We start from the raw sequence: 12,652 nt of genomic DNA on the forward strand, positions 1-12,652 counted from the left end.
ACTATGAATATAAAATTTCGTGATTTGTATGTGACCAAGATAAAGAAATATATTCCAAAAAGAATATTTCTTTTTTATAATGCATTCAAACAACGCCTCCATATCAAGTTCCCAGAAAGCAGACTCGCCCACAAATACCTCGATGGATTGAAGGGTTTGGAAATAGGAGGTTCTGTCCATAATCCATTTGGCCTCGATACGAAGAACGTTGATTATACTGTTGAAGAAAATCAGTATAAGAAGCTTGAAAAGAAGTTTACTGGAGAATCATTGAAAGTAGACATTGTCGCTCCTGGCGATGAAATACCTCTCCCTGATGAGAGTCAGGATTTCGTCTTGAGCGCACATGTCATCGAACATTTCCCAAATCCGATCAAAACACTAAAAGAATGGTATAGGCTCATTCGCAAGGGAGGATATATTTTCATGATTGTTCCTCACAAAGAAAGAACTTTTGACAAAGGACGAGAACGAACAAAACTTCAAGAGCTCATTGATTGCTATGAAGGACGCATTGTGAGGAATCCAAATCCAGATGATCATTATTCTGTCTGGATTACCGAGGATATGGTAGAGATAGTAAAATATCTCGGCTGGAATATCGTCGAGGTTCAGAACGTCGATGACAAAGTAGGGAATGGATTTACTATTGTGATTCAAAAGTAACAAGCTTGAGATTTTAGAAAAGCCATTCATATTTAGAATGGCTTTTTATTATTCCTCTTCTTTTTTGAAAACGAGTAAATAAACAGGCCCTAGAGTGCCAATAAAGAAGAGAGAAAATATGAGAGTAAGACTGGTTCCTTTGAGGAATTCTGGCTTGTACTGTGACAATCGGTTATTGAGTTGCCCGAGGTCGCCCAAGAAACTTCCAGTACCGTAAGCAGGACGCATCTGGAGTGTCCTATTTTCGTATATGAGATAACTTCCTATATTGGTATATGACCAGCCGAGAAACTGTTCTCCTTTGCTTGCACCGAGGTATGGGCGATCACCCTTGCGATTGACCAGTGAGTAGTACGTCGTTTTGAAACAGTACGTTTGTCCGAATGAATGAGTCAGAGGAGGAAATGTGAAATGATAATAGGTAGAAGGAGACAGATCATAAGAATGATATGTGCTCTGTGCAAGTATTTTCTCACAAGTAGCATCAGCAAGTTCGAAAACTATTTTTTCTCTGAATTCGAGATCTGAATTGCCGAGAACAATTTTTATCTGATTAAGATTGTTTTCTTTCGCAATGAATGTTTGTGTCACTGGTTTCTCCGGATCGAGTTTTACTTGATGTGTTCTTCCGGGGAAAGTGTAGCTGGAATCAGGAAAACTCAAATTTGCAAAAAATGAACCGAAAATCCAAATAAGCCAACTCACAAAAAGCGTAACAAGGATTTTTCTTTTCTGTTCTTCTATGAACTCAATTATTTTCATACCGTTATGCATAATACAAGATACTTGATACTGTTCTAGAGATAATAACGAGGGATAATAACATCGATCATCGCATGCAAGGAGAGTAAAATCATTGAAACAAGAAGTGTTTTGATGAGAATATCGAATTGTTTCTTGCTTCGAGTGAAAAAGCCCAAACCAACTGCCATAACTATGATATGAGGAATGATAGTTGGTAAGAAGTAGCGTCCTGGTTGGCCGATGAGAATTTGTTTGTATGCATCAAATATACGCCAATCGAAGAATCGAATAGCGAGCTGAAGTGCTATCATAATACCGAAAAAGAACAGAATATATTTTTTTTCAGGGAGATAACTTTTTTCCGTCCCCATTCTTATTTTTTTGAGAAATCTTTTTGGAACAAAAAACAATACGATACCGAATAACGCTATGATTTCGAGTATCCAAATACCTTGTATGATGTTTCCAGACAGAGGTGTGTCGAGCCAGCCGAAATTACCCCAATAAGATTTTTCTGTACGGAGAACGGAGGTCATATTGATAGTCTTATCAATATATTTCGTCAGAGATTCGACTGGAGAATCAAATTTCGAGGTTGCATTGAAATTTGTGATACTGACGAAATAGCTTTTTGGAACAGAGAGGGTGATAACGGCAACGAGTATAAATATTGCAATACTTACATACAAAGAAAACTTTTTCAATGAAATGTTGAATCGTTTGTAAATCAGATAACCAAGGAGGAATGGAGTAATGGCAAATAAGACGATTCCAGGGCCTTTGGAATAAAATGCGAGAGGCAAGGAAAGAATCAGAAGGAGGATATCTTTCCAGTGCATTCCACTATGGAGCAGGGAAACAGATGCATAAATATAAAATGAAAATGCGAGGATGAGAGCAATATCGATGTTTACCTGTGAAGCAGAGGCCGAAAACATCGGTTGAAAAGCGACAAGAGCAGTAATGATGAGACTGTTTTGTTTGGAAAATCCGATTTTCTGTGAAATGAGATAGGCAAGAAACACGATGAGTACTCCCATGACAACCGAGAGGAGACGCATCGAGAAGAGGCGAGTCAGGATAGATTGATCAGAGAGTATCTGTTCGACTTTTGCTCCGAGAGAATAATAGAAAGATATTGTCCCAGAAATATTCGCAGGGTAGGTATCTATATATCTTTTCCAGTTATTACTCATGATCTCATCTTCATGTAATCCTCTATCAGACTGAGAAAATTCCTGAGTATTTTCTTTTTGAAACTTCACATCATCGAATTGCAATTTTTGAGCAGTTTGGATGGTTTCTTCTGAAAAATGATACGTAGAGATATCGATACCATTTGAACTATCTTTCCCTTGTTTTATTGTCCATGTTTTTTCATTTGGCTCAGCTCGTTGTTGGATAGTGGCATAGTGAGTCTGTTCATCAGGAGCCTGGAAAAAAGGAAAAAGAACGCTCAAAAAAACACCCTTGAAGAAAAAAACAACAAGAATGAGAGTTAAGATAAATTCAGGAGCTTTGATAAAAGCCAGAAACCTCTGTTTATTCATATTTCCAGTATATCACATCCAAAAAATGACGTATCAAATGCTATTTGGAAAGAAAAAAGAATGAGCGTATAATAAGGGGGTTATCAGAAGTCTTTTTTAATTTTTTTCACACGAGAAGATATGAAAATCTTGATTGTCGGAGGAGCAGGGTTTGTCGGGACACATATGCAGAAATTTCTTGCTGATAAAAAAGAAATTACTTTTCAAGTATATGACCAAGTAAATGGAGATGATACCAGAGATCGATTTAAACTCGACAGATTGTTCGAGAGTGAAGGATTTGACGCTATTATCAACCTCGCCGCACGCGCCGGCGTACGTAGAGGTGAAAGTTTTCCAGAAGAATATTTCAGTACCAATGTTATTGGTCTCGTGAATTTGATCGAAATGGCAGAAAAATGGGGGGTGAAGAAACTCGTACACTATTCATCGAGTTCAGTATTTGGAAATGATGAGCAGGTAGCGACAGATGAGAATTATCCCAAGAAACCAAAATCTATCTACGGTATTACGAAACTTGCTGGTGAACTCCTTCTCCAGAAATCAAAACTCGACTATACCATCATCCGACCGTTCACTATTGTCGGAGAGAACGGTAGAAAAGAAATGGTTGTGTACAAATGGTTGAATCAGATCAAGGCAGGGCGAAAGGCTACATTCTACGGAGACGGCACTACATACAGAGGTTATACGTATATAGAGGATATGCTTCGTGGCACTATCGAATGTCTGACTAATTCAAAAGCGAGTAGACAGGATTTCAATCTCGGAGGTGATCAGATCATCACTCTCGAAGATTTGTGGAATATATTCAAAGAAGCCTATCCACAGGCAGAGCGAGAAATGCTCCCGATGCCAAATACCGATCAGATGTTCAGTCTGGCCAATGTCAGCAAAGCAAAAGAACTCCTCGGCTGGGAACACAAGACTGATATTAAGAAGAAGATACAGGAGATGATAGCGTTGTAATTAGAATGTTAAGGGATTGCTTTTATTTCAATAAATATCTGTAAAAAATTCTAGCAATTGAATGCTGTATTAGATATATCTTTTCAGGCGGTACTTGACAAAATTTATCAGTATAGTAAACTAAAGGTAAGAATAATTCATACCTTTAGACTATAATAATGATATGGAAAGCTTTCTGACAACTATCTATGGATCGAAACAAACGGTTTTCACAAGTAGGGAAATCGCTCTTTTGACTGGCACAAAGAATGCTAATAACCTCAAATCCAAGCTTTCGTATTATGTGAAAACAGGGGGATTGATCCGACTGCGAAGAGGTATTTTTGTCAAAAACAAAGACTATGACAAAAATGAATTGATCGTACGGATATATACACCGGCATATTTGAGTTTTGAAACGGTGCTTGCCAGGGAAGGTATGATATTTCAATATTATGAATCCTTGTTCGTCGCGAGTTATCTCTCGCGTGATATCTTTGTCGGTGGAACCAAGATTATTTATAAGAAGCTCAAGAATGAAGTATTGACAAACAAAAAAGGACTCATTAATCGTGGATATTATTTCGAAGCGACAAAGGAGCGAGCGTTTTTGGATAGGCTATACCTCTTCCCTCGTTATGCCTTTGATAACCTTCGTGGAATAGATTGGAGTGTGTGTCAGGATATTGTTCCAATATACAAGAGCAAGAAACTTCAAAAAACATTAGAAAAATATCAGAAAGAATATGCCAATTAATAAGAAAAAATATGTTTAACAAAGACAAACACAAGCTGATAATGACCCGGATATTGAAGGATATCTATTCTGATGTGACTATTTCATCGCTTCTCGGTTTCAAGGGTGGAACAGCGGCTTATTTATTTTATGAATTACCGAGGTTTTCTGTCGATTTGGATTTTGATTTGTTGGAAAATTCTCAGAGTAATAGAGATCTCGTCTTTGAGAGAATTCACGATATATTGTCGAAATACGGAGAAGTCAAAGATGAACAAGAGAAATTTTTCACCGTATTTTTTTCGCTTTCTTATGAAGCAGGTGAACATCAGATCAAGGTTGAAATAAATACAAGAAAGACGGGAGCTCGTTATGAAATGAAGAGTTATCTCGGTATCCCTATGTTGGTCACAACGAAAGAGTCTATGTTCGCAGGGAAGCTCGTCGCGATGACACAGAGGAAAGAATTTGTTTCTCGTGATCTCTATGATACTCATTTTTTTCTGACACAGATGTGGGATATAGATAGAGATGTCCTGACTTCTTATCAAATCGAATCTTTGAAGACATATCTTGAGACTTGTATTGCATTCATAGAGGATATTCCTGATAATGTACTATTGGCTGGTCTAGGGGAATTGATCGATGAAAAAGCGAAAGTATTTGTAAAGAATAAATTGAAAAATGATACCATTTTTCTCTTGAAAGTTCGATCAGATATCCTCAAATAAGAATATCTGCATTCTGTATCTCCTGTCACTTATCTTCACTCAGTGTAATTGTTTACTCTAGTAAAACAGGATTACACAGGGTGAATTCATTATTATCTGCGTTCTTTTCAACTATCTCTTATCCCTTATTTAGCATCTATTATCCCTCCATACCCCTCTGTGGCATGGGTTGTGGTAGTCTCGGAATTGGCGTATAATAAGGGGGTTGTATAGAGCCTTTTTATGATTTCATCTGTAGGAATAAAGCAGAAACTGTTTCAGATTGCGGAGATCATCCATCTCCGTATTTTTGGGCATGAAATGGGGGAGGAAATGAGAAAATTTATCGGAAATCTCTCCTGGTCATTCTTTGGAGGGATAATTGCTTCGGTACTGATGTTTGGAGTAAATGTTGGTATGGGACGGTATTTTGGACCCGAAGAGTATGGGAAATATAATTTTGTATTGATTCTGAGTCAATTTCTATTAATTTTTATATATCTAGGAACAGATGTTTCAAGTGTGAAATTTCTTTCTAGCGAGAAAGAAATGTCGGACAGGAAATCGTTTTTTTCGAGTTCGTATTATTTCGTTTTTGTGATGATTCTCTTGTCTTGGTGTGTATATTATTTCGTTCATCAGAAGATTGAGAGTTATTTCCATATAGATAGTCAATATCTATTTCTCGCCCTCATCTTAGGATCAGTTCTTGGTATGAAGGGTGTGGTCGATGGATATTTGAGAGCATTCTCTCTCTTTCGTTTTCAGGCATTTTTGCGTGTTATTGAGGCGACTTTGGTCATTATTTTCCTTTTTTTAATTTTAAAAGTGTTTGGCATAAGGGAATATCAATACTATGTGTATGCGATTGTAGGAGGAGCCGTCTTGTTTTCGCTTATAACTTTATTTCGATTGAAAGAGAATTTTGGAGTGTTTCGATGGACGTCTTTAAAATTGATGTTGTCTTATGGAAAAGTTGTTCTTATGGGCGTGGTTTTGGGCGCGGTATTTAATTCGCTTGATAAGATAATTGTTGCAAAATATCTTGGCGTGACACAATTAGGGGTTTATTCAGCGTATTTTATGACTTCGACTAATCTTATTGCACAAATGACGCAAGTATTCAATAATGTCTTTTTTCCAGCTATCTCTCGAGTAGATAATATAGCGTATGTGGCGAAAATAAACACATTAATGAAACAGTTTTTTGTTCCTGGTGGAATTATTTTTTCTTTAGTTTTATATGGGATACTGCTTATTTTTGGGAAAGCCTATAAGCCAGATGTCTTTTTGGCAATCGGATTTGGATTCTTATCTATTCTTCAAATTATTTTCACCATAAATGCATCAATAATTATGGCTCTTTCAAAAGAACTACTCAAGAGATACTATTTTTGGTTGTACAGTGTAAGTTTCCTTCATATTGCTTTCTATGGAATTTTTATATATTTCAAATTTGTTACGATACCGATTTTGCTCCTATTATTTTTCATAAATTTTTCAGTGATAATATTTATTCAAAAAAATCTTATAAATACCTTTATCAAAGCAAAAAAAAATCCTCATTCCCAGTTTATTTCTGATATGGTAGAATGAGCTTGTTATTTATTATAAACATAAATGAATATGATAAAGAAAAACGTTGAATTGATTCTCAGTGAAATAAAGACTGTTTTTGAATCATTAGATGAAAATCAGGCTATATTGCTTCGAGATGAAATTTTGAATGCGAATACGATAGTAGTTTGTGGGGCTGGTCGGGTAGGTATGGCGATACGTGGCTTTGGGATGCGATTAGGACATCTTGGAATGAAAGCCTTTACTCTCGGTGATTCGGTGGTTCCCGGAATCAGCAAAGGTGATTTGCTGATTGTTGCATCCGGATCAGGAGAAACTCAAACTATATTTGACCTTGTTGAAATTGGGAAAAAAAATGGTGTACGCATTGCTTTGATAACTGGTAATCCTGAATCAAGAATGGGGAAACTTGCAGATATTGTAGTGAAAATTACAGCTCCATCAAAAACAAAAGCAGTTGAGGGGTTTATATCGATTCAACCGATGACAACCTTAAACGAACAAAGTCTCGGAATATTTTTTGATGCTCTTGTATTAGATCTTATGGAAAAAATGAGAGAAACCCATGATACTATGTGGGCGAGGCATTCTAATTTGGAATAAATGTATACTATGCACGATCACAAACACTGTCAGTTAGCTGCATCAATAATTTGTGGCAATTCTTTCAATCTTGAGTCGGATTTGGCTGCTCTTGAAAAAGGGGGAATTGATTATATTCATTTTGATGTGATGGATGGAGTATTTGTTCCACGCTTTGGATTGTTTCCTGAATATTTGAAAGCTATTCGCTCCAAGACAAATCTTCCGATAGAGGTTCATATGATGGTGCAGGATCCGGAGCCGTATATTCAGGACTTCGTGAATGCTGGAGCGACAATGCTTACTCCGCACATAGAGCCGCTTATGCATGTTCATCGCACGGTAATGAAGATTAAGAGTGCAGGCGTTCAGGCTGGGTTGGCACTTAATCCCGGAACACCACTTTCATCGCTTGATTCTATTTTGGAAGATTTGGATTTGGTAATGCTGATGGCTATCAATCCTGGTATTGTGGGTCACAAACTTATCCCAAGAACCATGGGGAAAATTGCGGAGTTGCGAAAAAAAATCGATGAAACAGGCAAGGATATTATGATAGAAATTGATGGTGGTGTCACGCCTACGAGTGGGATTGAAATGGTCAGGGCGGGTGCAAATATGTTGGTGTGTGGTACAGGGACAATTTTTCAGCCACCAGCAAAACTGGATGACAAGATACGAGAATTTCGATTGACATTATAATTACTAGAAATATTGATATGGCAGGTGATATGGCATATAAGGTTTTGATTACAACATCTGGTACAGGATCGAGACTCGGTGATATAACAAAATATACGAATAAATCTCTCGTGAAAGTCGGTAAAAAACCGGCTATTTCGTACATCATTGAAGCATATCCAAAGAATACTGAATTTGTTATCACCGTCGGATATTTTGGAAATCAGGTCCGAGATTTTTTGAAACTTGTCTATCCGGAAAAAAACTTCAAATTTGTTGAAGTTGATAAATATGAAGGGAAAGGAAGTAGTTTGGGATATTCTATGTTGCAAGCGGCATCTCAATTGCAATGTCCATTTATTTACCATGCTTGCGATACAATTATATCTGGAAAAATACTAAAACCAAAAAAGAATTGGATAGGGGGATTTCTCGGGGAGGGTTCCTCTCATTACGCTTCATTTGATGTTGTTGATGGGAAAGTGCAACAGATGTATGACAAAGGAATGATAGATCCTGATTTTTTGCATATCGGGTTGATAGGTGTACAAGAATATAAATCTTTTTGGGAAAATTTGAAAGAATTGCATAGGAAAAATCCAACCAACGGTGCTCTCAATGACGTTGAAGTAATTAGTAAGATGATAGGACAAGGGAGTGAATTTGGAGTCGTTCCGTTTGAGGAATGGTACGACATCGGCAATGTCGAGAGCTTGCATAAGGCGCGGGTTGAGATCGAAGATTCGTTTAGGATTCTTGACAAATCAGATGAATCGATTTTTATTTTTGATAAGTTTGTAGTGAAGTTTTTTTATGATGAGAAAACTGTTGCGCAGCGCGTTGAAAGAGGGAGGCTTCTTAGAGGACTTGCGCCTGAAATTGAGGGATCAACAAAGAATTTTTATCGTTATAAGTATGCAAACGGAAAATTGTATTCGAAGGTCGCCACCCCGATAGATTTTGGTACATTTTTGCGTTGGTCAAAGAAAAATCTTTGGAAGCCGAATCGGGAGGTTTCCGATCAAGAATTTAAAAAAATCTGTTATGATTTTTATTATAAAAAAACAGTGGAGCGAGTAGAAAAGTTTTTAGTTTCACGCAAGGTGAAGGACGCGGAGATTGTCATCAATGGTGAAAAAGTTCCTACTATCAAAAAAATGCTCAAGATGATTGATTTTGATTGGCTATGTAATGCAAAGCAAAGTGGGTTTCATGGAGATTTCATCCTTGATAATCTTTTGAAAAAAGGTAAGTCAGGGTATGTGCTTTTGGATTGGCGTCAGAACTTCGGAGGGCTTCTGAAGTCGGGGGATATGTATTATGATCTTTCGAAGTTAAATCACAATTTGACGGTGAATCATGAAATCGTGAATAATGATTTGTTCAAAATTGAGATAGAAAAGGACGAAGTGACTTGTGATATTCATCGGAAAGAGAACCTTGTCCAGTGTCAGAAAGCATTATTTGAGTTTCTTCAAAAAAACGGATATGATACAAAGAAGGTGAAAATATTGACTGCATTGATTTGGCTCAATATGTCACCGCTTCATCATCATCCTTTTGATCTTTTTTTGTTTTATTTCGGGAAATTAAATCTCTGGCGCGCGCTCAACGAAAAATAGGAACTATGAAAAAGAAAACAATCAAAAATTTCATATTGGATGTCGATGGCGTTTTCACTGATGGTAAATTCTATTACACCATCGATGGTAAGGTGATGAAAAAATTTGGTCCAGAAGACAATGACGCTCTTTCTCTTTTGAAAGACAGGTTGCATCTCCATGCTATTTCAGGCGATAAGAATGGATTTGCTATTACTAAAAGAAGGATTGCTGATGATATGAAACTCCCACTAGATCAGGTGAGCACATTTGAACGTATGGAATGGATTCGTGAGCGATTCGACCCAGAGGAGACTATTTACATGGGGGATGGTATATTCGATCCGCTCGTTTTTAAATATGTTGCATATAGCATTGCACCAGCTAACGCATTCTATAAGACGAAGGAACAAGCAGACTTTGTCACCGAGGCAAGAGGAGGAGAAGGCGCAGTTGCGGAAGCGTGCCTCCATATATTGGAAAAGTTTTTTGATGAATCATTCGATATACATTCGCTCGACCTCAAGAATGGATCGGGCGCGTGGACAAATAAAAAGTCAGTATAGGTTTTTTATAAATAAAATTTATTGTATGGAATACATTGAAAGAAAGAAAAGTATAATAACAGGAAAAGAAAATCTGGAGCAATTGCATACATTTAAGGATTTTCCGGTTTTCTTTGGTTGTGTTGAATATGGCCCAGAGAAAGACATTAAGGCTGATATGAGTTGGGCAATATGCCCGGAATCGGGTGTGATTCAGCTGGATAAGCTCATCCCACTTGATATCCTCTATCAGGAGCAACATGTTGACGGAACTGGTCCGACATGGGAACGGTATTACCATGATTTTGCCGATTATATAAAGAAGCAACCTTCGACGAATATCCTTGAGATCGGGGGCGGTGCAGGGAAGCTTGCCGACATTTTCACCGGCATTACTAAAGAAACGTCTTGGACACTCGTTGAACCCAATCCGTTGCACCCGGGGAATGATCGGGTCAAGATTACACGCGCTTTTTTTGATGAAAATTTCAAGTATGAGGGCGATGTGGATACGGTGGTTTTTTCACAGGTGATGGAACATGCCTACGATCCGAATCAATTCGTGGAATCCATAGCGAAATTCCTGAAACCAGGTCAAAAACTCATTTGTGCCTATCCGAATTTGAAGTTGTGGCTTGAAAATAAATACACGAACGCTATAAACTTCGAACACACTATGTTTTTGACGGACTACTTCGTCGATTATCTCTTTGTTAAGCACGGATTTGTCATAAAGGACAAGTACTTCTACAAGGATCACAGTATATTCTATGTCGCGGAAAAGCTGGGACAGCCGGCAGTCGCAACCTTCGAAAATCAATACATGGAGTACAAAAAAATATTTAATGATTTCATTCAATATCACCAGGATATCGTGAGGAATTTGAACGAGAAAATATCCGATTTTGACGGTGAAGTGTATCTCTTTGGTGCACACATTTTTGCACAGTACCTTTTTGAGTTTGGATTAGACCAAACAAAAATTGTTTCACTGCTTGATAATTCTGGTTTGAAAAAAGAAAAACGCCTTTACGGTACAAATTTGATTGTTCATGGACCGGAGATTCTTCAAGGTAAAGGGAAAGTCGGTGTGGTTTTGAAAGTCGGTATATATCGGGATGAAATATTGAAACAACTGAAGGAAATAAATCCTGAAGTTATTATTTTTGAATAGTGCTATGGTAACTGCAATCTGTAATATCTTTATAAACTCGGATTTTAAGCTCAGATTGTTTAAAGAAACGTTTCCGCGTGTATATGATGTTTCTGATAATTGGCTTGTAAATATTCGAGGGAAGTATCGCGAGGATGTCATAAAATATATCCAGGAAACTTTTGAGGATTCTGGAGAAAATTGTATTTTTTTCTCTGGACTTGATAACGGTGATTGGGCGAGAAGTACCAGTAAAATGCTTGAGAGATCAAGATATGACTACGTTTATGTCTTTCTCGAGGATCATTTTCTCCTGAAATCACTTGATCATTTCAAAGATGTTATCCGAGATATGGAAGATAGTGATATAGATTATTTCCAATATTCATTTTTTAACGTTGGGTTACACACGAACAGTATAGAAAAAATCTACCCGGATTTTACTGATTTCTTTTGTTCATTTATCTTGGAGCCGAAACAGCTTCGTGAAATTAGAAAGAATCATAAATATTTTTTTCCCTATTCTCTTGCTAGTGTAGCTTCTAAGCGTTATTTTCTGAAGTTGTTAGAGCTAGAAAGAAAAAAAATAGTAAAAGTACCTTCTATTCTTCAAGAAATTCTAGGGAAGATATTTCTTCGTCATCCAAAAAACAGATTGCTTTGGTTTGTTCTTAATAAAATGATTACGAAAATTGGTTTTCGTCTCGCAATTTATTCTCCTGCTACGCCGTTTAATTTGGAGAAGTCTCTTTTTGATTTTGACGAGGAATTAATGTCAATTAAAGTTGGTGTTCTAACGGAAGAACTTTTTGCGAATTGGGATGATGACAATGGTGTATCTGACACATCTCTTATGAAGCGTGGGTTGTACCCATTATCTTTTGTGGTTAATGATGTTAATTATGAACCATCTATTTTAAAAAAATATAACCAATCAAAAGAAAGGAGTTTAAAGTTTCAATATTATGCGGATAAGTCACGTATTACTACTGTTCCATTGAAATATATTTCTGTTGAAAGTGGGTCATTGAAAATTGTGTCATCTTTGGAAACGGTAAATTTAAATGCTGGAGAATACGTGTGGGTTGCTGCAAATATCCCACATATGATTACGGCAATAGAAGATTGCTGGTATAATGTATATATACGAGATTAATT

The 12,652-nt window shown here is 37.0% G+C and carries 13 protein-coding genes; 11 read left to right on the forward strand and 2 right to left on the reverse strand.

Annotated features, from left to right (window positions below; translation table 11 throughout):
• Positions 1-3: 3 nt before the first annotated feature.
• On the forward strand, positions 4-666 hold the full coding sequence (locus PHH40_01205) for a class I SAM-dependent methyltransferase (protein MDD2766365.1): 663 nt from the start codon (positions 4-6) through the stop codon (positions 664-666).
• Positions 667-714: 48 nt separating this feature from the next.
• On the opposite strand, the gene PHH40_01210 is transcribed toward PHH40_01205, so the two are convergent.
• Together PHH40_01210 and PHH40_01215 are read right to left on the reverse strand one after the other, a co-directional pair.
• Complete coding sequence (locus PHH40_01210) at positions 715-1,428, reverse strand: hypothetical protein (protein ID MDD2766366.1); 714 nt, start codon at positions 1,426-1,428, stop codon at positions 715-717.
• Between the two features lie 35 nt (positions 1,429-1,463).
• Positions 1,464-2,960 carry a glycosyltransferase family 39 protein gene (locus PHH40_01215; GenBank protein MDD2766367.1) on the reverse strand — a complete coding sequence of 499 codons (1,497 nt, stop codon included), beginning with the start codon at positions 2,958-2,960 and terminating at the stop codon, positions 1,464-1,466.
• Between the two features lie 120 nt (positions 2,961-3,080).
• On the opposite strand from PHH40_01215, the gene PHH40_01220 reads away from it, so the two are divergent.
• From PHH40_01220 to PHH40_01265, 10 genes are all read left to right on the forward strand, one after another.
• Positions 3,081-3,929, forward strand: coding sequence for an NAD(P)-dependent oxidoreductase (locus tag PHH40_01220; GenBank protein MDD2766368.1), 849 nt, complete (start codon positions 3,081-3,083; stop codon positions 3,927-3,929).
• Positions 3,930-4,092: 163 nt separating this feature from the next.
• Positions 4,093-4,665 carry a hypothetical protein gene (locus PHH40_01225; protein ID MDD2766369.1) on the forward strand — a complete coding sequence of 191 codons (573 nt, stop codon included), beginning with the start codon at positions 4,093-4,095 and terminating at the stop codon, positions 4,663-4,665.
• Between the two features lie 11 nt (positions 4,666-4,676).
• Entirely contained in the window at positions 4,677-5,375 is a 699-nt protein-coding gene (locus PHH40_01230) for a nucleotidyl transferase AbiEii/AbiGii toxin family protein (protein MDD2766370.1), read from the forward strand.
• 222 nt (positions 5,376-5,597) lie between these two features.
• The gene (locus PHH40_01235) at positions 5,598-6,950 is read left to right on the forward strand and encodes an oligosaccharide flippase family protein (protein ID MDD2766371.1); all 1,353 of its coding nucleotides are present in this window, start codon (positions 5,598-5,600) and stop codon (positions 6,948-6,950) included.
• A gap of 30 nt (positions 6,951-6,980) precedes the next feature.
• Positions 6,981-7,535 (forward strand): SIS domain-containing protein, encoded by a 555-nt coding sequence (locus PHH40_01240; protein ID MDD2766372.1) that lies wholly within the window; start codon positions 6,981-6,983, stop codon positions 7,533-7,535.
• Between the two features lie 9 nt (positions 7,536-7,544).
• Positions 7,545-8,216 (forward strand): ribulose-phosphate 3-epimerase, encoded by a 672-nt coding sequence (gene rpe, locus PHH40_01245; protein MDD2766373.1) that lies wholly within the window; start codon positions 7,545-7,547, stop codon positions 8,214-8,216.
• A 17-nt stretch (positions 8,217-8,233) separates the two neighbouring features.
• On the forward strand, positions 8,234-9,817 hold the full coding sequence (locus PHH40_01250; protein ID MDD2766374.1) for a nucleoside-diphosphate-sugar pyrophosphorylase: 1,584 nt from the start codon (positions 8,234-8,236) through the stop codon (positions 9,815-9,817).
• A 5-nt stretch (positions 9,818-9,822) separates the two neighbouring features.
• A complete protein-coding gene (locus PHH40_01255; protein MDD2766375.1) occupies positions 9,823-10,362 on the forward strand; it encodes an HAD hydrolase family protein in 540 nt (179 codons plus the stop codon).
• Between the two features lie 25 nt (positions 10,363-10,387).
• Positions 10,388-11,515 (forward strand): methyltransferase domain-containing protein, encoded by a 1,128-nt coding sequence (locus PHH40_01260; protein MDD2766376.1) that lies wholly within the window; start codon positions 10,388-10,390, stop codon positions 11,513-11,515.
• Between the two features lie 4 nt (positions 11,516-11,519).
• The gene (locus PHH40_01265; GenBank protein MDD2766377.1) at positions 11,520-12,650 is read left to right on the forward strand and encodes a hypothetical protein; all 1,131 of its coding nucleotides are present in this window, start codon (positions 11,520-11,522) and stop codon (positions 12,648-12,650) included.
• The last annotated feature ends 2 nt before the right edge of the window (positions 12,651-12,652 follow it).

This window comes from Candidatus Moraniibacteriota bacterium, from assembly GCA_028688415.1.
Classification (GTDB): domain Bacteria; phylum Patescibacteriota; class Minisyncoccia; order Moranbacterales; family UBA1568; genus UBA1568.